The 23,682-nt window shown below is 69.3% G+C and carries 22 protein-coding genes; 10 read left to right on the top strand and 12 right to left on the bottom strand.

All coding sequences use genetic code 11. The features are described 5' to 3' along the window. From E2493_RS18290 to E2493_RS18275, 4 genes are all read right to left on the bottom strand, one after another. Positions 1–286: hypothetical protein (locus E2493_RS18290; RefSeq protein ID WP_225421583.1), on the bottom strand; the 286-nt coding region annotated here is incomplete at its 3' end. Between the two features lie 88 nt (positions 287–374). Then, on the bottom strand, positions 375–1,211 hold the full coding sequence (locus tag E2493_RS18285) for a metallophosphoesterase (RefSeq protein ID WP_135089796.1): 837 nt from the start codon (positions 1,209–1,211) through the stop codon (positions 375–377). 15 nt (positions 1,212–1,226) lie between these two features. Beyond that, positions 1,227–1,574 (bottom strand): GntR family transcriptional regulator, encoded by a 348-nt coding sequence (locus E2493_RS18280; protein ID WP_135089794.1) that lies wholly within the window; start codon positions 1,572–1,574, stop codon positions 1,227–1,229. 60 nt (positions 1,575–1,634) lie between these two features. Beyond that, positions 1,635–2,216 (bottom strand): nitroreductase family protein, encoded by a 582-nt coding sequence (locus E2493_RS18275; protein WP_135089792.1) that lies wholly within the window; start codon positions 2,214–2,216, stop codon positions 1,635–1,637. Positions 2,217–2,344: 128 nt separating this feature from the next. Between E2493_RS18275 and E2493_RS18270 the strand changes: the two genes are divergently transcribed. The 4 genes from E2493_RS18270 to E2493_RS18255 are packed head-to-tail and all read left to right on the top strand — an operon-like array spanning position 2,345 to position 7,795. After that, entirely contained in the window at positions 2,345–4,285 is a 1,941-nt protein-coding gene (locus E2493_RS18270) for a peptide MFS transporter (protein WP_318531713.1), read from the top strand. After that, positions 4,285–5,694, top strand: coding sequence for an amidohydrolase (locus tag E2493_RS18265; RefSeq protein WP_135089790.1), 1,410 nt, complete (start codon positions 4,285–4,287; stop codon positions 5,692–5,694). The genes E2493_RS18270 and E2493_RS18265 overlap by 1 nt, the downstream gene beginning before the upstream one ends. Continuing rightward, the gene (locus tag E2493_RS18260) at positions 5,691–7,103 is read left to right on the top strand and encodes an amidohydrolase family protein (protein WP_135089788.1); all 1,413 of its coding nucleotides are present in this window, start codon (positions 5,691–5,693) and stop codon (positions 7,101–7,103) included. Before E2493_RS18265 ends, E2493_RS18260 begins: the two co-directional genes overlap by 4 nt. Then, on the top strand, positions 7,100–7,795 hold the full coding sequence (locus E2493_RS18255; RefSeq protein WP_135089787.1) for an NnrU family protein: 696 nt from the start codon (positions 7,100–7,102) through the stop codon (positions 7,793–7,795). The genes E2493_RS18260 and E2493_RS18255 overlap by 4 nt, the downstream gene beginning before the upstream one ends. Before the next feature lie 27 nt (positions 7,796–7,822). Here E2493_RS18255 and E2493_RS18250 read toward each other — a convergent pair whose 3' ends face one another. After that, a complete protein-coding gene (locus tag E2493_RS18250; protein WP_135089785.1) occupies positions 7,823–9,106 on the bottom strand; it encodes a dicarboxylate/amino acid:cation symporter in 1,284 nt (427 codons plus the stop codon). 170 nt (positions 9,107–9,276) lie between these two features. On the opposite strand from E2493_RS18250, the gene glmM reads away from it, so the two are divergent. The 3 genes from glmM to thiD are packed head-to-tail and all read left to right on the top strand — an operon-like array spanning position 9,277 to position 11,692. Beyond that, entirely contained in the window at positions 9,277–10,611 is a 1,335-nt protein-coding gene (glmM, locus tag E2493_RS18245) for a phosphoglucosamine mutase (protein WP_135089783.1), read from the top strand. A gap of 32 nt (positions 10,612–10,643) precedes the next feature. Then, positions 10,644–10,868 carry a DUF1272 domain-containing protein gene (locus tag E2493_RS18240; protein WP_135089781.1) on the top strand — a complete coding sequence of 75 codons (225 nt, stop codon included), beginning with the start codon at positions 10,644–10,646 and terminating at the stop codon, positions 10,866–10,868. Next, on the top strand, positions 10,865–11,692 hold the full coding sequence (gene thiD / locus E2493_RS18235) for a bifunctional hydroxymethylpyrimidine kinase/phosphomethylpyrimidine kinase (protein ID WP_135089779.1): 828 nt from the start codon (positions 10,865–10,867) through the stop codon (positions 11,690–11,692). Before E2493_RS18240 ends, thiD begins: the two co-directional genes overlap by 4 nt. An 18-nt stretch (positions 11,693–11,710) precedes the next feature. Here thiD and E2493_RS18230 read toward each other — a convergent pair whose 3' ends face one another. From E2493_RS18230 to E2493_RS18200, 7 genes are all read right to left on the bottom strand, one after another. Further along, positions 11,711–12,076 carry a hypothetical protein gene (locus E2493_RS18230; protein WP_135089777.1) on the bottom strand — a complete coding sequence of 122 codons (366 nt, stop codon included), beginning with the start codon at positions 12,074–12,076 and terminating at the stop codon, positions 11,711–11,713. Between the two features lie 80 nt (positions 12,077–12,156). Further along, the gene (locus E2493_RS18225; RefSeq protein WP_135089775.1) at positions 12,157–13,293 is read right to left on the bottom strand and encodes a GNAT family N-acetyltransferase; all 1,137 of its coding nucleotides are present in this window, start codon (positions 13,291–13,293) and stop codon (positions 12,157–12,159) included. Positions 13,294–13,418: 125 nt separating this feature from the next. Continuing rightward, positions 13,419–14,138 carry a sterol desaturase family protein gene (locus E2493_RS18220; RefSeq protein WP_135089802.1) on the bottom strand — a complete coding sequence of 240 codons (720 nt, stop codon included), beginning with the start codon at positions 14,136–14,138 and terminating at the stop codon, positions 13,419–13,421. Between the two features lie 172 nt (positions 14,139–14,310). Then, on the bottom strand, positions 14,311–15,825 hold the full coding sequence (locus tag E2493_RS18215) for a lipopolysaccharide biosynthesis protein (protein WP_167737621.1): 1,515 nt from the start codon (positions 15,823–15,825) through the stop codon (positions 14,311–14,313). Then, positions 15,822–16,919 (bottom strand): LPS export ABC transporter permease LptG, encoded by a 1,098-nt coding sequence (gene lptG, locus E2493_RS18210; protein WP_135089772.1) that lies wholly within the window; start codon positions 16,917–16,919, stop codon positions 15,822–15,824. The genes E2493_RS18215 and lptG overlap by 4 nt, the downstream gene beginning before the upstream one ends. Beyond that, positions 16,916–18,142 carry an LPS export ABC transporter permease LptF gene (gene lptF / locus E2493_RS18205; protein WP_404828338.1) on the bottom strand — a complete coding sequence of 409 codons (1,227 nt, stop codon included), beginning with the start codon at positions 18,140–18,142 and terminating at the stop codon, positions 16,916–16,918. Before lptF ends, lptG begins: the two co-directional genes overlap by 4 nt. A 133-nt stretch (positions 18,143–18,275) precedes the next feature. Then, positions 18,276–19,568: an MFS transporter gene (locus E2493_RS18200; protein WP_135089770.1), complete on the bottom strand. Its 1,293-nt coding sequence runs from the start codon at positions 19,566–19,568 to the stop codon at positions 18,276–18,278. Between the two features lie 105 nt (positions 19,569–19,673). Here E2493_RS18200 and E2493_RS18195 point away from each other — a divergent pair, with 105 nt between their 5' ends. From E2493_RS18195 to E2493_RS18185, 3 genes are all read left to right on the top strand, one after another. Beyond that, positions 19,674–20,195: a hypothetical protein gene (locus E2493_RS18195; protein WP_225421582.1), complete on the top strand. Its 522-nt coding sequence runs from the start codon at positions 19,674–19,676 to the stop codon at positions 20,193–20,195. 153 nt (positions 20,196–20,348) lie between these two features. Further along, positions 20,349–20,828, top strand: coding sequence for an outer membrane protein (locus E2493_RS18190; RefSeq protein WP_135089768.1), 480 nt, complete (start codon positions 20,349–20,351; stop codon positions 20,826–20,828). Positions 20,829–21,067: 239 nt separating this feature from the next. Further along, positions 21,068–23,682: Ig-like domain-containing protein (locus tag E2493_RS18185; protein WP_135089766.1), on the top strand; the 2,615-nt coding region annotated here is incomplete at its 3' end.

The raw sequence follows: 23,682 nt of genomic DNA, 5'->3' as shown, positions 1-23,682 counted from the left end.
GCCGCTCTGCGCGGCGCGTCGACGCCGGAGCGCGCGTGCGGGCAGACGGCGCAGTCTCGGGCGCGGCCTTGGGCTGTCCCGCGGTCGCAGGCTCGGTGGCCGGCCGCGTCGGCTCGGCCGGCACCGGCTGCGCCGGCGGCGTGGTGCGCTCGCCCTTCAACTCGAAATCGCGGAGCGCGGGAGGGCCGAGCGTCTCCGTCTGCTGCGCGAGGAGCGCGCTGCCGGTGCTCCCGGCAAGCAGGATTGCGAAGGCGATGGCTCGCGGGCTGCGGCGGCGTTTGGTCATGTCGATCGGGAAATTTCCTCTGCCCCGGTCCCTTATCCGCTGTGGCGTCGCCAAGTCTAGCGGGCGGCGCCGAAACCGGGGATGAACGTCAGCGCCGGAGCGGATCGGCCGCCAGGGTGAGCAGCCAGAGATCCGGGACGGCGCCGAGGCGCAGCGGCAGGACGCTGGTGCCGAGGCCCGCGCTCACCACCAGGATCTTTCCGCGCTCGCGCACCAGGCCGCAGGCATAACGCTGCCCGTAAGCCGAATCCGTCGCGACTGCGCCGATCAGCGGCAGGCGGATCTGCCCGCAATGGGTGTGGCCGGCGACCATAAGCGCCACCGAGTCCGGAACGTTCGGAAACGGATCCGGGCTGTGGCTGAGGAGCAGGGGAACGCCGCCGATGGCCTCGATCCGCGCCAGCGTGCGGGGACGATCGTCATGACCGGTGAAATCGTCATCGAGGCCGCCGATCGCCAGCGGTCCGGCGCGCGCCGCGTCGTTGTCGAGTAATTGTACGCCGACATGGGCGAGCGCCGCCGAAACCTCGGCGGCATCGCGCCAATGATCGTGATTGCCGAGGACGGCGAGAGTCCCGAGCCGCGGCCGCAGCGCCGCCAGCGGCGCGACGCTCTCCGCCGACGTGTAATGCCGCGTCGCCAGGGTGCGGTCGCCGATGAAATCACCGGCGATCAGGACGAGATCGGGCTCGAGCGCATTCACCTGCGAGACGATCCGCGCCAGCCGCTCCGGCGGCATGTCCGGTCCCGCGACGTGGAGGTCGGACATGAGGATCAGCTTCAGCGGCTTCCCGGCGGAAAGGCCCGGCAGCGAGATGCGGGCCCGGCGGACGACCGGATCGGCGACCGCGGTCGCATAGCTCCAGCCGGCGAGCGCGAGGCCCGCGACGACCAGCCCGATCAGCGCGAGCGGGAGCGGCCGCATCGGCATCTCAATCGGTCAGGCGAGGGCGCGCTCGAGCAGGTCCTCGACATCGAGGCCGAGACGGCGGATCTGCGCCACCACGGCGGGCCAGCGCTGATCGAGGAACTCGCGGCGTTCCGCGTCGCGCAGCCGCTCGGTCGCGCCTTCCGACACGAACATCCCGACGCCGCGACGCACGGTGACGAGGCCTTCGTCCTGGAAGGTCTGGTAGGCCTTCGCGACGGTCAGCGGGTTGGCGCCATATTCGGCCGCGAGGCTGCGGACCGAAGGAAGGGCGTCGCCCTCCCGTACGCGGCCTTCAAGGATCATCGCGGCGATCGTATCGCGCAGGCGAAGATAGACGGGACGGTCTTCGGTGCTCACGGCGCCATGGTGTACTAATACGGTGAGGGGGTCAAGAGCGGGTCGCCGAGCCCCGTAGCATTACGGTCGCCAGGTGGAGACGACCTCGTCGAAGTCCGGCCGCGGACGTTCCTCCAGCGGCACGCCGGGCGTTCCGACGAAGACGAAGCCGACGATGCGGTCCCCGTCGCGTCCGCCGAGCGCCTCCAGCACCAGCTTCGATTCTGATACCCAGCCCGTCACCCACCCGCCGGCGAAACCGAGTGCGTGCGCGGCGTGGAGGAGGTTCATCATCGCCGCGCCGGCTGAGAGCTCCTGCTCCCAGCGCGGGATCTTTTGGCTCTCCACCGGGGTGGAGAGCATCGCGATCAGCTCCGGCGCCTGATGGGCGAAGCGCTCGTTCGCCTCGATCTCGAGCCGGCCCGCGTCGGGCCGCTGCGCCGCATAGGCGCGGGCGAGGAGGGAGGCGAAGGCGCCGCGCTGCGCCTTCGGGACGTGGACGAAGCGCCAGGGGTGCAGCTTGCCGTGATCGGGCGTGCGCATCGCGATCTCGAGGATCTGGCGCAGCTGCGTCGCGTCGGGGCCAGGCTCGACGAGATCCCTCGGGCGGGCGGAGCGCCGCGTGCGCAGCAGGCTGAGCGGGGAGGAGGTGTCGTTGAACATCACTTGCCGGGCTAGCAGCCTTGTGATGTTGCAACAATCGGCTTCACAAGCCCGATTTGCCCGCTACTCTGCGCCGCTTTCAAGGAGCCGCCCCTCGCGAGGCGCCCCGACAGTACGGAGTCCAGCCTGTGGCAACCACTGCCTTACGCGATCGCAACGCCCCCTCCGAGGATCGCAGCTTCTTCGGCCATCCCCGCGGCCTCGCGGTCCTCTTCTTCGCCGAGATGTGGGAGCGCTTCTCTTATTACGGCATGCGCGCGCTGCTGGTCCTTTATTTGACCCAGCACTTCCTGTTCAGCGACGAGCATGCGCAGGGGCTCTACGCCGCCTACGCCTCTCTGGTGTATCTGATGCCGGTGCTCGGCGGCCTGATCGCCGACAAATATCTCGGCTCGCGCAAGGCGGTGACGATCGGTGCGCTGCTGCTCGTGCTCGGCCATTTCGGCATGGCGTTCGAGGGCTCCGGCTCGAAGCAATATGTCGACGTCGCCGGCTCGAGCTACGAGATCGTCACGGAAGGCCGCGGCGAGGAGCGCCAGCAGTTCGTCACCGGCCCGAACGGCGCCCGCGCTCCGCTCACTTTCTCGGGAGAGGGCATGGCGCTCCAGAACGCCGAGGCCGTCGGCCTTCCGGCGCAGGTGCCGACCGGCTCGTTCTCCACCCGCACCGAGCAGGAGCCGCTCTACGTCCAGATCCTGTTCCTCTCGCTCTCTTTGATCATCGTCGGCGTCGGCTTCCTCAAGGCCAACATCTCGACCATCGTCGGTGCGCTCTACGCGCCGGGCGACCCTCGCCGCGACGGCGGCTTCACCATCTTCTACATGGGCATCAATCTCGGCTCGGTGATGGCGACGCTCGGCTGCGGCTATCTCGGCATCAAATACGGCTGGTCCTGGGGCTTCGGACTCGCCGGCTTCGGCATGCTCGTCGGCCTGATCACCTTCCTCGCCGGCCAGAAGCACCTGCTTGGCAAGGCCGAGCCGCCGCGGCCCGAGCTGCTGAAGCAGCGCAGCTTCGCCGGGGTCAGCATCGAGCTCGCGATCTACATCGGCGGCCTGCTGATGCTGCTGCCGATGTGGTTCCTGGTCCAGCGCGACGAGATCGTCACCACCGTGCTGGGCTTCGGCGCGCCGCTGATCTTCGCCGGCATGCTGATCTGGTCGGCGGTGGCGCTGCGCGGCGCCGAGCGCTCGCGGATGATCGTCGCCCTGGTGCTGATCATCTTCACCGTGCTGTTCTGGACCCTGTTCGAGCAGGCGGGCAGCTCGCTCACCCTCTACGCCGACCGCAACAGCGATCTCACCATCTTCGGCGACCTGAAGATGACCGCGGCGCAGACCAACTTCTTCAACCCCGGCCTCATCGTCCTGCTCGCGCCGCTGTTCGCCGCGATGTGGGGCTGGCTCAACCGCAAGGGGCTCGAGCCGTCGACGCCGCTCAAGTTCGGTCTCGGCATCGTCCAGGCTGGACTCGGCTTCCTGGTGCTGTTCATCGGCATCAAATATTTCGCCGGCGCCGATTACCGGGTTCCCTTGATCTGGCTGTTCCTCGCCTATCTGCTCCACACCACGGGCGAGATCTGCCTGTCACCGGTCGGCCTGTCGATGATCACCAAATTGTCGGTGGCGCGCATCGTCGGGCTGATGATGGGCGTCTGGTTCCTCGCCTCCGCGCTCGCGCATACCCTCGCCGGCGCCGTCGCCAAGGCGACGTCGGGCGAGACCGTCGGCGGCGTGGTGACCGATCCGGCGGCGCAGCTCGCGACCTACGGCAGCGTGTTCAAGACGATCGGCTGGATCGGCGTGTTCATCGGCGTTCTGCTGATGCTGATCTCACCGTTCCTCAAGCGCGGCATGCATCTCGAGACGCTCGGCAAGGACGGGCCGGCGGGCGATACCACCGGCGGCGACCACGGCCGCAACGTCATGGCCGGGGAAGCGCAGCTCGCCGAGCGCGAGGCCGCGGGCACCCACACCGGCAACGAGATGAAGGCGGGGCGCGATCCGCTCGGCACCGCCAACGATCCCGACCGCGCGGGCGGCATCCATCCGAACGACAAGGACCATTGATGAAGGGGGCATTCGCGGCCGCGGCCGCTCTGATCCTGCTTTCCGCCTGCACCAGAGACGAGGCGCCGCGCAGCGCCTCGTCCGAGGCGGCGCCGGCGAAGCCGAGGACCTATTCGCGCGATCCCTTCCCCTCCACCTACCGCGCCTATCCGGGCGTGCCGACCGCCATCACCGGCGCCACCATCTTCGACGGTGAGGGCGGCAGGATCGAGAACGGCACGATCGTGCTCGCGGACGGCGTCATCCGCGCCGTCGGCGGCCCCGATACGGCGATTCCGGACGGAGCGACCCGGATCGACGGCCGCGGCAAGTGGGTGACGCCGGGCATCATCGACGTCCACAGCCACCTCGGCGACTATCCGTCGCCCTCGGTCGAGGCGCATCAGGACGGCAACGAGATCACCGGCCCGGTGCGGCCGGAAGTCTGGGCCGAGCACAGCGTCTGGCCGCAGGACCCGGGCTTCACCCGCGCCCTCACCAACGGCGGCGTCACCGCGCTGCAGATCCTGCCGGGATCGGCCAATCTCTTCGGCGGCCGCTCGGTGACGCTGAAGAACGTGCCCGGCCGGACGATGCAGCAGATGAAGTTCCCGGGCGCGCCCTACGGCCTGAAGATGGCCTGCGGCGAGAATCCGAAGCGCGTCTACGGCAGCCGCAATCAGATGCCGGCGAGCCGCATGGCGAACGTCGCGGTGATGCGCCAGACCTGGGCGCGGGCGCAGGAATATGACCGGCGCTGGGACAAATACGAGAAGGACGGCGGCGAGATGCCGGGCCGGGATCTCGCGATGGACACGCTCCGCGGCGTGCTCGACGGCGAGATCATGGTCCACAACCATTGCTACCGCGCCGATGAGATGGCCAACATCATCGATATGTCGAAGGAGTTCGGCTACAAGGTCTCGACCTTTCACCACGCCGTCGAGGCCTACAAGATTGCCGATCTCCTGAAGGACAACGGCATCTGCGCCGCCCTCTGGGCCGATTGGTGGGGCTTCAAGATGGAAGCCTATGACGGGATCAACGAGAACATCCCGCTCGTCCACAATGCGGGCGCCTGCACCATCGTCCATTCGGACGATCCCAACGGCATCCAGCGGCTGAACCAGGAAGCGGCCAAGGCGCTCGCGGCCGGCCGGCGCATGGGTTTCCAGATCCCCGACGAGATCGCCTGGACGTGGCTCGCGATCAATCCGGCCAAGGCGATCGGCGTCGCCGACAGGACGGGCAGCCTGAAGGTCGGCAAGATGGCCGACGTCGTATTGTGGAACGGCCATCCGTTCAGCGTCTACACGCGGCCGGCCGAGGTCTGGATCGACGGGGCGCTGATGTATGACGCGGCCGATCCGAGCCGCCGTCCGGTGACCGATTTCGAGCTGGGCCAGCCCGGCGAAGGGGACGTGAAGTGAGATTCGGGACCAGGATCAGCAACATCGCCCTCGTCCTCGCCCTCGGCCTCGCCGCGGGCCCGGCGCTCGCCCAGACGGTGGCGATCACCGGCGGCAGGCTGGCGCTCGGCGACGGCTCGGAGCCGATCGAGGGCGGCACGGTCGTCATCCGCGACGGCCGGGTGGTTGCCGCCGGCCGCGGCGTCGCCGTCCCCGCCGGCGCGCAGCAGATCGACGCCGCCGGCCGCTGGGTGACTCCGGGCATCGTCGCCGGCTTCTCCCGCGTCGGCCTGATCGAGGTGGACGCGGTCGGCGCCACCAACGACGCGTCGGCGAGCAATTCGCCGTTCAGCGCGGCGATCGACGTCGTCCCGGCGATCAACCCGCGCGCCGCGGCGGTCGCGGTCAGCCGCACCGGCGGGGTCACCCGCGCCGCCGTGGCGCCGGAGACCGCACGGAGCATCTTCGCCGGCCAGGGCGCGATCATCGATCTCGCCGCCGACATGGATCCGATCACCCGTGCCCGCGCCTTCCAATATGTCGAGCTCGGCGAGCAGGGTGCCGACGAGGCGGGCGGCAGCCGCGCCTCGGCCCATGTGCTGTTCCGCAACGCGCTGCGCGAGGCGCGGGACCTCAGCCGCTATTCCGGAATTCCCGGCGGCGGCGGGGCCGCACGGGAACCGAGGGCGAGCGACCAGCGCGACTTCCCGCTCGAGGAAGTCCCCGACAACCGCCTGCTCGCGGCCGGCGCCCAGCGCTCCGACGACGTGCTGCTCACCCGGTTCGACGCCGCCGCGCTGGTTCCCGTCCTGCAGGGGCGCCAGCGGCTGCTCGTCCATGCCGAGCGGGCGAGCGACATCCTCCAGGTGCTGGCGCTCAAGCGCGAGTTCCCGAACCTCCGCCTCGTCCTCGTCGGCGCGACCGAAGGCTGGACGGTGGCCGATCGGATCCGGGCGGCGGGAGTCCCGGTGATCGCCAACGCCCTCAACGATCTCCCCGCGACCTTCGAGCAGCTCGCCGCGACCCAGTCCAACGTCGCCCGGATGAAGGCGGCCGGCGTGGACGTCTCGCTCGGCCTGATCAACAACGAGGAAGCGCGCCAGATCCGCCTCTCCACCCAATATGCCGGCAATCTCGTCGCGCTCGGCAAGGTGCCCGGGGCGACCGGCGTGAGCTGGGGCGAGGCGCTGCGGATGATCACGTCCGGGCCCGCCGAAGCGCTCGGCCTCGGTGCCGAGATCGGCTCGCTGAAGGCCGGCCGCCGCGCCGACGTCGTGGTGTGGGACGGCGATCCGCTGGAGAACGGCTCGGCGCCGCTCCTGGTCATGATCGACGGCGTCCAGCAGCCGCTGGACAACCACCAGACCAAGCTGCGCGACCGCTACCGGCGGGCAGGGGAGGGCAATCTCCCCAAGGCCTACGAACGGTGACCGGGGCGGCGAACCTCGCGCTCGCCACCCTCGCCTTCGTCGGCACGCACTTCGGCCTGTCGCATCCGCTGCGCCTCCCCCTCGTCCAGAACATGGGGGAGGCGGCCTTCCAGCTACTCTATTCGCTGGTCGCGATCCTGACGTTCGGCTGGATCGTGCTCGCCTATCGGGCCACCCCGGCGGGGCTACCTTTGTGGGTCGCGCCCGGTTGGGCCTGGCCGGTGGCCGCCGCGGTGATGCTGGTTGCGGCGATCCTCTTCGTCGGATCGCTCTCCGGCAACCCGGCGCTGCCGTTCCGCGGCGCCCGGCGCCGGGCCGCGGCCGTTCCGACCGGCGTGCTGGCGATCACCCGCCACCCGATGAACCTCAGCTTCGTCCTGTGGGCGCTGGTTCACCTCGCCTTGTGGGGCGAGATGCGCAACGTCATCGTGGCGCTCGGCATCCTCGTCCTGGCGGTCGGCGGAACGATCGGCCAGGAGCGCAAGAAGCGCGCCACCCTGGGCCCGGCCTGGGCGGCGTGGGAAGCGCGCACCAGCTTCGTGCCGTTCGGGGCGCTGGTCAGCGGCAGGCTGCCTTGGCGCTCGGCTGCCCCGGGCTGGATCGCGCTCGGCGGCGGCCTCGCTGTGTGGCTTCTCGCCACCTGGCTGCACGCGCCGAGCGTCTCGCCGATCGTCCTGCTGCTCGGGACCTGAGCAAGCGCGCCGCCGCGGCGCGTCCGGTCAGACCGGCTCCTGCTGGAGCAGCTGGTCCTGTTCGGTCAGCGGCGTGCTCTCGTCGAAGCCGGTGCGCTTCGCCACCGTCGCCGTCGTCGCCACGTCCATCGCCACGTTGCCGGTGGTGCGGACGATGTCGGGCAGGGTCTCGACCGCGACCAGCAGAACGAGCGGCTCGATCGGCACGCCCATGGCGATGCAGATCGGCGCGATCGAGCTGATGAAGCTGATCGATCCGGGGAGGCTGATCGAGCCCAAGGTGGTGGTCGCGGCGATCGCGACGCCGGCGGCAAGCTGCATCGGCCCCAGCGGAACGCCGAACCAGTTGGCGACATAGATCGCCACCGCGAGGTTCATCGCCGGCCCGGTGGCGCGGAACAAAGCGACGGCGAGCGGCAGGGTGACGCCGGAGGCGGCGACCGGCACGCCCAGCTTCTCGGCGCCGCCGAGCATCGCCGGCAGCGAGGCGAGCGAGCTCTGGGTGCTGATTGCGACGGCGTGGCTGGGGCCGATCGCCCGGGTGAAGGCGCGCAGGCTGACGCGGGCGCCGGCCATCGCCAGCGGCCAGGCGGCGAGCCACACCACCGTCCCGACCAGAGCGACGACGACGACGTAATGGAGCAGCGCGCCGAAGGCGGCGAGGCCGGCGCGAGCGCCCACCACATAGGCGAGGGCGAAGACCCCGATCGGCGCGAGCCACAGCACCCAGCCGATGATCACCAGCATCGCGTCGGCGAGGGCGCGGAAGAAGCCGGTGAGCAGCACGCGCTGCTCCTTCGGCAGGCGGGTCAGGGCGAACGCGAAGACGACGGTGAAGAAGATCAGCGGCAGGACGGCGTCGTCGGCTGCCGCCGCGATCGGATTGGTCGGCACGATCGAGGAGATGAACTGGCCGAGCGTCGGAATCTCCCCGACCTTCTCGGTCGTCGAGGTGAGCGCCGCCTTCAGCCGCTCCGCGGCCTCGGCCGGCATCGGCCAGAGCCGCAGCAGCAGCGGCGTCAGGAAGGCGGACATGATCGCGCCGCTCCACAGCACCGCCAGGAACAGGATCACGGCCCGAAACGCCAGGCGGCTGGCGCGCACCGCCTCGGCGGAATCGGCGATGCCGGTGACGAGCAGCGATACGATCAGCGGAATGATCGTCATGCGCAGGGCATCGAGCCAGAGGCTGCCGATCGGCTCCGCGACCGCGATTCCCCCCTCTACCCAGGCGCCGCCGTAGCGCGCCGCGAGTACTCCGAACAGAAGGCCGGCTGCGAGGGCGGCGAGGATGCGTTTGGCTTGGCTCATCGAAGGGTCTTATCCGGCTCGCGAGGAAGGCGGAAGAGCGCTGGCGCGGTCGCCGGCACGACGCCCGGATCGTGCTGCCTCATCAAGGGAATCGCGCTTTGCCAAACTCCGCGCTATGACACCGGCCAACAGCCGCCGGATCCGGACGGCACATCGATCAGGGTGAGAACATGGGGCGTAAGTTCTTCGGGACGGACGGAATTCGCGGCCGGACCAACCAGCATCCAATGACGGCGGAAATGGCCCAGCGCGTCGGCCAGGCGGCGGGCGCCCATTTCCTGCGCGGCGACCACCGGCACCGGGTGGTGATCGGCAAGGACACGCGGTTGTCCGGCTACATGATGGAGACGGCGCTGATCTCCGGCTTCACCAGCGTCGGCATGGACGTGGTGATGGTCGGTCCCGTGCCGACTCCCGCGGTCGCCCTGCTGACCCGCTCGATGCGCGCCGATCTCGGCGTGATGATCTCGGCCAGCCACAATCCCTATGGCGACAACGGCATCAAGCTGTTCGGCCCCGACGGCTACAAGCTGTCCGACACCGACGAGGCGGCCATCGAGTCCCTGCTCGAGCAGCCGCCGATGCTGGTCGACGCCTCGGCGATCGGCCGGTCGCGCAAGATCGAGGACGCGCGCGGCCGCTACATCCACTTCGCCAAATCGACCTTCCCCGAGGAGCTGCGCCTCGACGGGCTGAAGATCGTGGTCGATTGCGCCAACGGCGCCGCCTATCAGGTCGCGCCCTCCGCGCTTTGGGAGCTCGGCGCCGAGGTGATCTCGATCGGCGTCTCGCCCAACGGCACCAACATCAACGACGGCTGCGGCTCGACCGCGCCCGGCGCCCTCCAGGCCCGGGTGGTCGCGGAAGGCGCTGACATCGGCATCGCGCTCGACGGCGACGCCGACCGCGTGATCATCGTCGACGAGAAGGGCCAGATCGTCGACGGCGATCAGTTGATGGCGGTGATCGGCGTCTCCTGGGCGCGGCGCGGCCTGCTCGAGGGCAACGGCATCGTCGCGACGGTGATGTCGAACCTCGGCCTGGAACGCTATCTTTCCTCGCAGGGGCTCGACCTGGTTCGCACCAAGGTCGGCGATCGCTACGTGCTCGAGGCGATGCGCGCCCAGGGCTACAATGTAGGCGGCGAGCAATCGGGCCACATCATCCTGTCCGATTACGCGACCACCGGCGACGGCCTGGTCGCGGCGCTCCAGATCCTCGCCTGCCTGGTCGAGGAGGGGCGGCCGGCCAGCGAGGTGCTGCACGTCTTCGAGCCGCTGCCGCAGCTGCTCAAGAACGTGCGCTTCGGCGGCGGCGCGCCGCTCGATGCCGACAGCGTCAAGGCGGCGATCGCCGAGGCGGAGGCGCGGCTCCACAACGTCGGCCGCCTCGTCATCCGCAAATCGGGCACCGAGCCGCTGATCCGGGTGATGGCCGAGGGCGAGGACGAGGCCCTGGTCGAGCAAGTGGTCGATTCGATCTGCGAGGCGGTGAAGGCGGCCTGACCAGGCCGGCCCGCCGTATCCGAGAGGTCCCGATGCTGGAGCTACGTCCCGATTGCGAGCGCTGCGGGCGCGATCTGCCGCCGGAAAGCCCCGACGCGCGGATCTGCACGTTCGAGTGCACCTTCTGCGCCGAATGCGTCGACGGTCCGCTCGCCGGAACCTGCCCGAATTGCGGCGGGACTTTCGAGCGGCGGCCGATCCGCCCGGCCGACAAGCTCGCGCGTTTCCCCGCCTCGACCGAACGGAAGGGGCCGTGACCCCGCCACGCGTCCTGATCGTCGCCGGCTCCGACAGCGGCGGCGGCGCCGGCATCCAGGCGGACATCAAGACGGTGACCATGCTGGGCGGCTTCGCGATGACCGCGATCGCCGCGCTCACCGCGCAGAACACCCTGGGCGTAACCGGCGTGCTGCCGGTGCCGACCGACTTCGTGCTCGCGCAGATCGACGCCGTCGCGTCCGATCTCGGCCTGGACGCGGTGAAGCTCGGCATGATCGGCTCGGCGGAGACGGCGAACGCGCTCGCCGCCCGGCTCGCGGCGCTGGCGCCGATCCCCGTGGTGTTCGATCCGGTGATGGTGGCGAGCAGCGGATCGGTCCTGGCGGACGCGGCGACGGTCGCGGCGTTCGAGCGGCTGATGGCGGCGGCGACGATCGTCACGCCCAACGCGCCGGAGCTCGCGGTGCTGAGCGGCCGCCCGGTCGAGACGCTGGCCGATCTGGAGGCGGCGGGGCAGGCGCTCGCCGATCGCACCGGCATCTCGATCCTCGCCAAGGGCGGCCATCTCAGCGGGCCGGTGCTGACCGACGTGCTGCTGCAGAGGGGGCAGCCGCCGCGGCGCTGGCAATCGCCGCGGGTGGAGACTCGCGACACCCACGGCACCGGCTGCACGCTGGCCAGCGCGATCGCCACCGGCCTCGGCGCTGGCCTGGAGATCGCCGAAGCGGTCGGGCGCGCCCGCGCCTATGTCCAGGCGGCCATGGCCGCGGCGCCGGGCTTCGGCAGGGGCCACGGGCCGATGGGGCACGCGCTCGGCACCGATCCGTTCCTGCGGATCACGGAGCGGGCGTCCGAGGGCTAGGGCCGCCGGCGGGCCGGCTCAGTGGCCGGCGTGGTTACCGGTGCCGTCGGCAGCGACCTTGGGCGGCGGAACGGGATCGCCCGGCGCGTGCGGCTTGGCGCCCTGGGACGGCGCTGCTGCGGGCGCGGCCTGGGCGGCCGCCTGGGCGTTGCCCGCCTCCTGCAGCGCCTGCTGGCCCGGCGAGCCCGGCTCGCTGATCGGCGCCGTGACGTTCTGGTCGCGGATCTGGTCGGCCTGGTTCTCGAGCACCGCCGCGGCTTCGGGCGTCGATTGCTCGGCCGCATTCTCCAGCGCCGCGGCGGTGTTCTCGGCCGGGGTCTTCTCTCCGCAGGCGGAGAGCCCGAGAGCGGCGGTGAGCGCAAGAATGGGGGCGGTGATCTTCATGAAGGCTGTCCTCGTCGCTGACGTCGCCGCGATGAACGACGCGCCCGGCGAGAGGTTGCCGCGCGACGGCCCGCGGCGTGCTAGAGCGCCTTTTCGTAGATCCGGTAGACCTTGTTGATCTTCGCCTCGAGCGCGTCGGCCATCGAGCGCATCGGGCCATTGTCCTCGAGGATCCAGCCGAACTCGCCGCGCTTGGTGCCGTAGGCGACCACCGCGTCCCTGCGGATGAACTCGACCAGCATGAAGGCGAGCTGGCTCGCCAGACGGCTGGCCTGCAGGCGCTTCACCACGCCCATCAGCGGCACCCGCATCGCCTTGGCCTTCGGCCTACGCAGCCGCCACAGCAATTTGGCCCAGCCGAACGGGAACAGCCGCCCGTTCAGATCGCGGGTGAATTCGTTGAGATCGGGCAGGGTCATCATGAAGGCGACCGGCTCCCCGTCCACCTCCGCGACGCGGATCAGATCCTCGAAGACGATCGGCTTCAGCTTCTTGCCCGCATAGGCGATCTCGGCTTCGGTGAGCGGGATGAAACCCCAATTGTCCGACCAGGCATCGTTGAGGATGCCGAGCAGCAGCTCGGCCTCCTCCTCGAAGCGGCTCTTGTTGACCTTGCGGATGCGGATCCGCGGGTTCTTCTCGCCCGAGGCGACGATCCGCTCGACGATCGGCGGGAAAGGCACGTCGACCGGCACGTCGTAGGTGTAGAGATCCTTCACCCCGCCATAGCCGCAGCGTGCGACCCAGCCTTCGTATTCGGGCCGGTTGTGGCCCATCATCACCGTCGGCGGATGGTCGTGGCCCTTCACCAGCAGGCCCGGCTCGTCCCATATCGAAAGGCTGAACGGGCCCATCGATCGGGTCATGTCGCGGCCGCGCAGCCAGCTCTCGGCACGGTGGAGAAGGGCGTGGGCGACCTCCTCGTCCACCGCCTCGAGCATGCCCCATTGGCCGATGCCGGCGCCCATATGCTGCTGGACGAGCTGATCGACCTGCGCCGAGATGCGCCCGACGATCTCGCCGTCGCGCTCGGCGAGGAACAGCCGCGCCTCAGCATGCTCGAACCACGGGTTGGTGCGCGGATCGATCAGGCCGTGCACCTCCGTCTTGAGCGGCGGCACCCAGTTCGGATCGGACCTGTTGTGCGAAAAAGCGAAGTCGACGAACGCCTTGCGGTCGGCGGCATCCTCGACCGCGCGGATGGTGATCTCAGCCATGCTGCGCTTGGTAGCTGCTCGTTGCGGCCCTGTCACGGGGCACGCGCCGGATCGCGCCGCTCATGAAAAAGGGCCCCGATGGACCAAGGTCCAGGGGGCCCTTTCGAATTTCCGGAGGCGGACGGTTATTCGCCGCGCCTGCGCGGGTGGCCGGTGGCGACGCCGCCGCTGAGGCGGGCGACGTGCGGATAACGCTCCGCAACTTCCGGCGTGTAGCCGAGGTTGAACACGGTCGGGCTCTTCGCCGGCCGCTCCGAGCGATCGTAGAAGGTGCCGAACAGCCGGTCCCACAGGAAGGTGGTGATGCCGTAATTGCCGTTCTCGTCGTGGAAATGATGCGCCATGTGGCGCTTCTTCATCTCCGCCAGGAACTTCGCCTTGGGCTTGTAGGCGAGGTGCTGGATGCAATGGACGAACTCGTAGAAGCAGGTCGTCAGCAGCCCGGTCGCAAAGGCGGCCATCGCGCCGCCGACCGGCGCGTCCCAGATGCTGCCGATCGCCCAGCCGATCGGCAGGGTGGCCGCGCCGATGGTCGGCAGGGTGGTGTGGAGGGCGCCGAACAGCACCTCGAGGTGGTTCGGATCCTGGTGGTGATCGTAATGGATCCGCTTCCAGGTGGCGGCGAGCATCGGCACCTTGAACATCCAGCGGCTGTGCAGCACCCAGCGATGCAGGACGTACCAGACCAAGGGGTAGATGAACATCGCCACGCCGATCGCGACGGCGGTCGGAACGACAGGCGCCGGGTTCCACAGGAACACGCCGATCGCAACCGCCGAGAGCAGCAGATAGGCGATGATCGCCGGATATTGGAAATAGGCCACGACCAGTTCCCTGAACGTCATCTTGTCCAGATGATGCTCGCGCCTCCAGAAGCTCGGGCGGACAGCGTGTGCCAGTTTCACCTTGATATCCCTCGGTTTTTTCGAGCGGGGGCGCACCCCCGCGCAGTCACTCAATATGGGCTCTCCCCCGTGCAATCTCAATAAGGCGGATTTGAGGCGTCGGGGGGCGCGCTCAGACCAGGCGCAGCTTCCGCGAGAGCTTGCCGAGCGCCTGGCGATCGGGCCGCGTCAGGCCGAAGCGCAGCGCCAGCCAGCTCGTCCCCGCCCACAGGCAGGTGACCAGGCCGAAGCGGACGGGGCCGTCGAGCCAATATTCGGCGGTCGCCATCAGCCCGTCTCCGGCGAGCGCCGCCGCGAGGCCCTGGAACAGCTTGCGGTCGAACGGCGAGAGGCGGTCCGACAGCTGGAGCTCGAGCGTCGCCGCATAAGCGATGACGACGGTGGCGACGGCGACGGCGACCGCCATGCCGAGCGCGCCGTGGCGGGGGACGAGGAGGAGCGCGACCAGCGCCCAGACCAGCACCCCGACCAGGCTGTTGACCAAAGGCAGGATACGGTGACCGGTCATCTCGACGATCGGGGTCGCCGGCCCGACGATCGCCTCGATGCCGCGGGCGGTGACGAGGATGTAGAGCAGCGGCAGGGCGGCGCGCGCCTCGTGGCGGTAGAGGCTCAAGATGTCGGTACCGGCGAAGATCAGCAGCCCGGCGAGCGGCACGACCAGCGCGGTCGAGACGCGGCTGGCGAAATGATAGAGCGGCGCGATCCGGGCGCGATCGATCCCCGCCTGGGCCGACGCGAGCGGCGCCATGACATATTGGAAGGCCTGGCGGACGGCGAGCGGCACGGTCGAGATCTTGCGCGCGATCTCGAACAGGCCTGCCGCCGCAGGCCCGGTGGTGAGGTTGAGCACGAAGGGCGGCGCGTCGATCAGCAGCCGCCGCGACACCGCCGCCGGAAGCAAAGCGAGGCCGGTCCACAGCAGGGCGCGGATCTGCGGGCGCGGCAGCGAGGCGCGGACCAGCCGCCGCAGCGAATAATAGCGGCCGAGCAAGGCGACGCAGAGCGTGGCGGTGAGCGCCAGCGAGCAGAGATGGGCGACGACCAGGCCGAGGCTCCTCAGGCCGATCAGGAAGACGCCGATGGCGAACACGACCCTGGCGATCTGCTCCCAGAACAGCCGGATCCGGATCTCGGGGCCGAACGCCCGCCGCGCCCGCGCCGCCGAGGTCGCCACCTCGATGAACGTCCAAAGCGGCAGCGCCCAGATGAAGATGGCGATCTTGCGCGGCAGATCCTCGCCCAGCCCCTCTTCGGGGAAGATCGCCGCCACCGCGTCCGCCTGCCAGGAGATCAGCAGCGCGATCAGCACCGCCGCCGCCATCGCCATCAGCAAGGCGGCCTTGACGACGCCGTGGATCCGTTCCTCGTCGTCCTCGGCCGGGACGATCCGCTGGAGCGCGCTGGTCATCGAGAGATCGACGATGTTCGAGAGCAGGTTCACCGCCCCCCAGAGGCCCGCATAGACGCCGTAGCCGGCGAGGCCGAACAGCCAGGTGTAGATCGGCTGGGCCAGCGCCTCGACCAGGGCGCTGAGACGGGCGAGGCCGGCGAGCCCCGCCCCGCGCGCGACGTCGCCGCGGGTGATCTCGCCGTCGGCAGCCGCGGCGTCGGGAGGCGTGCTCACTCTTCGGTCCGGATCAGGACGGTTTCGCCGATCAGGAGGAAGAGGGCGAAGGGCGCCCAGGCGGCGAGCAGCGGCGGATAGGCGCCGAGATTGCCCATCGCGAGCGCGAAATTGTCGGCGACGAAATAGGCGAAGCCGAGCGCCATGCCGATCACCGCGCGGACGAACAGCTGCCCCGAGCGGGCGAGGCCGAAGGCGGCGACCGCGGCGAGCAAGGGCATCAGCACCGCCGACAGCGGCCCGGAGAACTTATGCCAGAGGCCGGTCTCGAGCTCGGACGTTGGCCGGCCGGCGACGCGGAGCTGGTCGATCGCGGTGCGCAGGGTCGCGACATTCTCCTGGTCGGGATCGACGTCGGCGAGGGTGAACTGGACCGGGCTCAGCCCCTTGCCGTAGGCGAATTCGCGATATCTGCCGACGGTGCCGGCGGCGACATCGAACCTCTCGACCTGCTCGAGCCGCCAGCCGTCGCCGTCGGGCCGCGCGCTCCTGGCATTGACGATCGCCTGCAGCGTCTCCCACTTGCGATCGTAGATGGTGACGTTGGCGAGCCGGGTCGCCGCGCCCTTGCCCTTCACCTCGCGGGCGAGGATCAGGTCGTCGCCGAAGCGGACCCAGACGTTCGGCGTGATCCCCGTGTCCTTCGGAACGGGGCCATATTCCACCTTCTCCCAGGCGCTCAGAGTGTCGGTGGCGCGGGTGACGATCCGCTCGTTGAAGACGAAGCTCAGCGCGGCGACGCCGAGGCTGGCGAGGATCAGCGGGGCGATGATCTGATGCGCCGAGATGCCGGCCGCCTTCATGCTCACCACCTCGCTGTTCTGATTCAGCGTGGCGAGGGTGATGAGCGTGCCGAGCAGAACGGCGAACGGCAGGAAGCGCGCGATCAGCTGCGGCACTCGCAGCGAGGCGTAGCGCCACAATTCGGCATCGCCATTGCCGGGCACGCGCAGGATCTTGCCGGACTCGCCGAGCAGATCGAGCGTCATCAGGATGACGACCAGGGCTGCCAGCACCGCCAGGCTGCGCAGCAGGAACATCTTCGCCATGTACCAGGCGATCCGCCGCGACGGGAAGAAATGAACGTTGATCATTCGGCGGGCGCGAGCTCGCGGCGGGAGCGCAGGCCGCTCAACCGGAGGATGCGGCCGATCGCCTTGGCGGCCTTGGACGCGACCCGCTCGAGCGCGCCGATCGGCTGGCCGCCAGGCTTGTGGGCGAGCGTCCAGTACATCCAGAAGATCAGGCCGGCGAACAGAGCGAACGGGACCCAGAGCGCGATCGCCGGATCGACCCGGCCCTGCGCGCCCATCTGCTCCGCATATTGGTTCACCTTGTGATAGGTGACGACCATCACGATCGACAGGAAGATGCCGAGCCCCGAGGTGCTGCGCTTCGGCGGAACGGCCAGCGCCACGGCGAGGAACGGCATCAGCAGCATCATCACGATCTCGACCACCCGGTAATGGAAGTTGGCGCGGATCGCATTCTGCGTCTTCGGCGGCAGTTGCTCGGAATGGCCCTGGCGGACCAGCTCCGGGAGGGTCAGCTCGTCCTCGTCGCCGCGGCCGCGGCCGCGAAAGCTCTCGATCGCGGGCAGATCGATCGGCAAATCGTGGGCGCGGAAGCTCAGCACGCGCGGCGCGCGATAATTGGGCGCATTGTGGACCAGGCGGCCGTTCGACAGCCGGAGGATGATCGTGTCGGGATCGTCGGTGGCGAGGAAGGTGCCGTGATCGGCGGTGACGGCGAGCGTCTTGCCGTCCTTGGTCTCGGCGCGGACGAAGACGCCGTGGAGCAGGCGCCCCTGGTTCTCGCTCTGCTCGACGCGCAGCGTCATCCGGCGGCCGAGGTTGGTGAACTCGCCGACCTTGATCGAGGCGCCGAGCGCGCCGGAGCGCAGCTCGAAGCGCAATTCCTCATAAGCGTAGCGCGCGACCGGCTGGACGAAGCCGACGATCGCGACGTTGAGGCCCATCAGCGCGACAGCGTAGAGCATCGGCACGCGCAGCAGCCGGCCGTAGCCGAGCCCGACCGCGCGAAGACTGTCCAGCTCCGAGGAGAGGGCGAGCCGGCGAAAGGCGAGCAGCACGCCGAGCAGCAGGCCGATCGGGATGCCGAGCGCGAGATATTCGGGAATGAGATTGGCCAGCATCTTCCAGACGACGTCGACCGGCCCGCCTTCGCTCACCACGAAATCGAACAGGCGCAGCATCTTGTCGAGGATCAGCAGCATCGCGGCGAGCGTGAGGGTGCCGAGCAGGGGCACGAAGATCAGCTTCGCGACGTAGCGATCGATCTGACTGGCGATGTTCAACGCTTCGATGCCTCGGCTCTGCCTTGCGCCGGGTCCCACGCTGGACGGCGTGCTCGGGCTATAGACGGCAGGGGCGGGCGATCAAAGCGGTAATGGGCGGCTCCCGGCGAGGCGCGGGAGCCGCCCGGCGCCGTCAGGCGTCCGCGACCTGGGCCTGCTCGAGCCGCGGCGAGAGCAGGTGGATGATGGCGAGCGCGATCAGATAGACTGCGCCGGCGACGATGAAGATCAGCTGATAGCTGCCGACCCGCTCCAGCACCTGGCCGATGTAGAGCGAGAACAGCATGCCGCCGAGCGCGCCGGCGGTGCCGCCGATGCCGATCACGGAGCCGACCGCCTTGCGCGGGAACATGTCGGACGGCAGCGTGTAGAGGTTCGCCGACCAGGCCTGGTGCGCCGCAGTGGCGAGGCTGATGATCGCCACGGCCACCCACAGGCTGTCCACCCACTGGGCGAAGAACACCGGGGTGACGCACAAGGCGCAGATCAGCATCGTCGTCTTGCGCGCCGCGTTGATCGACCAGCCGCGATGGATCAGGCGCGACGAGAACCAGCCGCCGACGATCGAGCCGATGTCCGAGACGACGTAGATCACCACCAGCGGCGGGCCGAAGGTCTTGAGGTCGAGGCCGTGGCGCTTGACCAGGAAGTCCGGCAGCCAGAACAGGAACATCCACCACACCGGATCGGTCAGGAACTTGCCGATCGCGAAGGCCCAGGTCTCCTTGCGGCCGAGCAGGCGGGCCCAGGGCACCTTGGCGGCGGGATCGGCCGGATCGCTCTCGATATAGGCGAGCTCGGCGGCCGAGACGCGGGTCGATTCGCGGGGACGGCGGTAGAGCGCCAGCCAGGCGACCAGCCAGATCAGGCTGACCGCGCCGGTGATGACGAACGCGGCCCGCCATCCGTAGGCGAGGGTGAGGGCGGGGACGACGAGCGGGGTGACGATCGCGCCGACGTTGGCGCCGGCGTTGAACAGCCCGGTCGCGAAGGCGCGCTCCTTCTTGGGGAACCATTCGGTCACGGCCTTGATGCCGGCGGGGAAGTTGCCGCTCTCGCCGATGCCGAGCAGGGCGCGGACTGCGGCGAAGCCGGCCACCGAGCTGACCGCGCCGTGCAGCATGTGCGCCCCGGTCCAGATCACGAAGGCGACGGCATAGCCGAAGCGGGCGCCGATCCGGTCGATGACGTTGCCGAAGACGATGTAGCCCACCGCATAAGCGAGCTGAAAATAGAAGACGATGTCGGCGTAGGTCGTCTCGCTCCAGCCGAATTCGTCCTGCAGCGTCGGCTTGAGCAGACCGATCATCTGCCGATCGACATAGTTGATCGCGGTCGCGGCGAAGAGCAGGGCGACGATCACCCAGCGTACCCGCCCCACCCGAACGTCCGGCGCGGATTCCGCCGCCTCGAAGCTCTTGGCCATCAGTACAATCCCTCCAGGGACCCCTTGTACGGAGTCTCGTCGGCCCTTGTAAGGGAAACCGGTGTCATGCACAATCCGCCGACACTCATGAAAGAGGAAACGGCCATGAGGATCGTGATTGCAGCGCTCGCTTTGTCCGCCGTCGCCGCCTGCGCGGCCGCCGAACCGGTCCCGCCGGGGCAGGTGACGACCTCGGGGAAGCGCGCGGTGGCGCTCGCCGACCTTCCCGCGGAGGTGCTGGCGGCGGCGACGGCGGCCCGGCCCGGCTTCACCCCGGCCGAGGCGGAGGCCGAGACCCGCGACGGCCGCCGCTATTTCGACGTCGAGGGACGGCTCGCCGACGGTTCCGAGATCGAGTTCGACATCATGGAGGAAGGCGGCCGCTGGCGCGTGGTCGAGATCCAGCGCGACATCGCGTTCGCCGCCGCCCCCGCCGCGGTGCGCGCGGCGGCCTCTGCACACGACCCCGCATTCGTCCCGACGCGGGTGATCGAGAGCGTCCAGGCCGACGGACTGGTGATCTACGAGCTGTTCGGCCCGGCGGGCGGCAACCCCGCCGGCCGCAAGGTCGAGATCAAGTGGGACGGCACACGCGCCGAGGTGCTGCAGCAGGAATGGGCGCACTGACCCGTCCGTCGCGGCGCGCGTCCTGATCGGAAATGCCGAGGGCGAGTGCAGGCGGCGCAACCGCGGTGAACAAAGTTGCATTTGCGAACTGATCTCGCGCGCCCATCTCGGACGGGCTTCGCACGAAGCCTGAAACATATCGAAGGTACCAAGATGAAGAAGATCATTCCGGTGGCCGTTGCCGCCGCCACCCTGTTCGCCGCGCCCGCTTTTGCCCAGTCGGCCAACTTCGCCGGCCCGCGCGTCGGCGCCACCGTCGGGTTCGCGGACGACGATTTCCTCGGCACCGAGACGTTCACCTACGGCGCCAACGTCGGCTACGATTTCGATCTCGGCAATGCGGTGGTCGGCGTGACCGGCGAATATCAGGACAGCGACGACACCGGCCGCGACCTCTCGATCGTGGCCCGTGCGGGCGCGCCGGTGGGCAGCAAGGCTCTGGTCTACGGTCTCGCCGGCTATACCAATCTCGGCTCCGGCACCGGCTTCAGCCTGGACGGCGCCCGGGTCGGCGCAGGCGTCGAAGTCGCCGTGACTCCGAACGTCTTCCTCAACCTCGAGCAGCGCTATTCGAACTACGAGGCCGGCGTCGACGGCTTCCAGACGGTCGCCGGGCTCGGCTTCCGCTTCTAAGCGCGGCCAGGGCCGGAACAGGAGGCGCGGGGGCCCAGGGCTCCCGCGCCTTCTTGCGTTCCGGCGACCGCGCGTGACGACGCGCGCTCTCGTCGGCGATCGCGTCGTGTTCGTCGCAGCGGCGGCCGCTGCGTCTCAGCAGGTGCGGCTTTCGAAGATCGTCGCCTGACCTCCTCGCCCGCAGCTGGCAGCCGCGGACCGAACAGCGCGCCCGCCGCGCGATGATGAGGAGAAACGACGTGCCCGATCGCATTTCCAGCTTCGCCTACAGCAATTTCAACGCCGCGAGCTCGGCCGACGGCAACATCGTCGCCTACACGCGCGATCCTTATGCCGGCGAAGGCAATGGCTACGAACTGATCGTCTACAATCGCGCGACCGGCGAGGAGATCTTCGTCTCGCGCGCGCCGGAAGACAGCGACAATCCCTATACCGGCGGCGTGATCGGCGACATCGCGGTCAGCGGCAACGGCCGGATTGTCGCCTTCATCTCCGACGTGCCGGAGACGACCGGCGAGGACGACGACGGCCTGCCGACCAACGATTATCAGGATCTCTATTTCTACGACACGGTGACCGGCGAGACGACGCGCTTCGCCGCCGCCGGCGAGTTCGACGCGTTCGGCGACGCGCTGCCGCGGATCGTCGAGGTCGGGCTTTCGAACGACGGCGCGCGCGTCGTCTTCCTCGCCCAGCACGAATACGGTTTCCCGAACCAGGCCGACGTCTTCGTCTTCGACCGCAATTCCGGCGAGGTGCGCCAGGTCAACGCCCCCGAGCTCAACCCGTGCATGAACGTCGAGATCAGCGCCGACGGAAGCCACGTCTTCTTCAAGACGGTGGGATCCGGTCCGCTCTACGTGCACGACGTCGCGGCCAACCGGACGATCGAGCTGCCGATCACCGTCGCCGGCGGCGGCGAGGGCGAGTCGCTCTACGGGCAGAGCTATTCGGTCTCGGCCGATGGCCAGTTCATCGCCTTCACCTCGATCGACGAGGATTGGAACCAGCACGTCCACGTCTTCGATCGCCAGACCGGCGCGATCGAGGCGATCAGCGACGATCTCGGCCTGCCGCGGCACTATGGCGTCAATCCGTCGATCTCCGCCGACGGCCGCTTCGTCGTCTTCTCGAGCAACGCCAACAACATGTCGCCCTGGGACAATCTCGATCGCGGCGACATCTACATCCACGATCGCCGGACCGGCGAGGTGCGGCTGCTCACCGGCGGCGACGACGGGACGCCGGCGCTGCCTGGCTCCTACACCGCGGTGATCTCGGGCGACGGCAAGACCGTCATCATCGAATCGACCGAGGATTTCGACGGCAGCGGCGACGAATCCGGCGACGTCTTCCAGTTCGCCAATCCGTTCCTGGACGGCGGCTACGGCAACGAGGCCCCGACCGCACACGATGATTCCTACGCCGCCGGCGAGAACGACACGCTCGAGCTCGACGTGCTGGCAAACGATCTGGACCCCGACGGCGATGCCTTGACCATCGTCGGTGTCGCCGGCCCGGCGGCCGCGCAGGGTTCGTTGTCGATCCGGCCGGACGGCGTGATCGTCTACAGCCCCGGCTGGGCGATGCAGGCGCTCCAGGAAGGCGAGACCGGCACCGACAGTTTCACCTACACGGTCCGGGACGCCGCGGGCGAGCAGTCGACCGCCACCGTGACGATCACGGTCACCGGCGCCAACGACGCGCCGGTCACCAACCCGGACATCGTCACCGTCGGCGAGGACGGGGCGCAGGCGGTGCATGCGATGCAGCTTCTCGCCAACGATTTCGACGCCGATGCCGGCGACAATCTGACGATCGTCGGGGTCGCTGCGCCGCACCGCGGCAGCGTCGCCTTCGACGCGGCGTCGCAGTCGCTGGTCTTCACGCCCGGGGCCGACTTCCAATATCTGCGCGCCGGCGAGTCGGCGACCGAGATGTTCAGCTACACGGTGCGCGATTCGAAGGGCGCGGAAGCGGCCGCGACGATCGTCGTCAACGTGATCGGCGCCGACGACGCGCCGGAGGCCGTGGCCGACGCCCTGGCGATCGAGGAGGATGCGGTCAGCCAGAACCTCTGGAACGTCTTCCTCGCCAACGATCGCGACGCCGACGCGGGCGACACGCTGACCATCGTCGGAGTCGACACGGCCGGCACCCGCGGCAGCGTCGCCTTCGACGCCGTGACCAGGCAGCTGCGCTACGAAGCGAGCGGGTTCGACGCGCTGGCGCCGGGCGAGACGGCGACCGACACCTTCACCTACACCATTCGCGACGTCTCGGGCGCGCTCAGCACCGCCACCGCGACGGTGACGGTCACCGGCACGGCCGACGGCGACGGCTGGACCTACGGAACCGAAGGCGACGATCGCCTCGAAGGCGCCGGCGGCGCCGACAGGATCCGCGGCCTCGGCGGCAAGGACGAGATGTTCGGCAACGGCGGCGACGACGAGCTGGAGGGCGGCGCCGGCCACGACCTGCTGGTCGGCGGCGCGGGCGCCGACATCCTGCGCGGCGGCGCCGATCACGATACGCTGGTCGGCGGGCTCGGGGACGTGCTGATCGACGGCGGCGAGGGGGTCGACATCGGCATGCTCGATTTCTCCGGCGCGACCGACCGTATCGTCTTTTCGGCGGCGACCAACGGCGCCGGTACGGCGAACGTGCTCGGCACCCAGATCAGCGGGATCGAACGGATCGACTTCGTCGGCGGGTCGGGCAACGATTTCATCTCGGGCGGCGCCGGCGCCGACACGATCGACGGCGGGGCCGGCGACGACGCGCTGATCGGCTACGGCAATGTCGACGTGCTGATCGGCGGCGCCGGCAACGACCTGATCAGCACCGGCGACGG

It is taken from the genome of Sphingomonas parva (ex Maeng et al. 2020), assembly GCF_004564275.1.
Taxonomy (GTDB): domain Bacteria; phylum Pseudomonadota; class Alphaproteobacteria; order Sphingomonadales; family Sphingomonadaceae; genus Allosphingosinicella; species Allosphingosinicella parva.
Note: the sequence above shows the minus strand (reverse complement) of the source record. Positions and strands in the feature narration are given on the sequence as shown.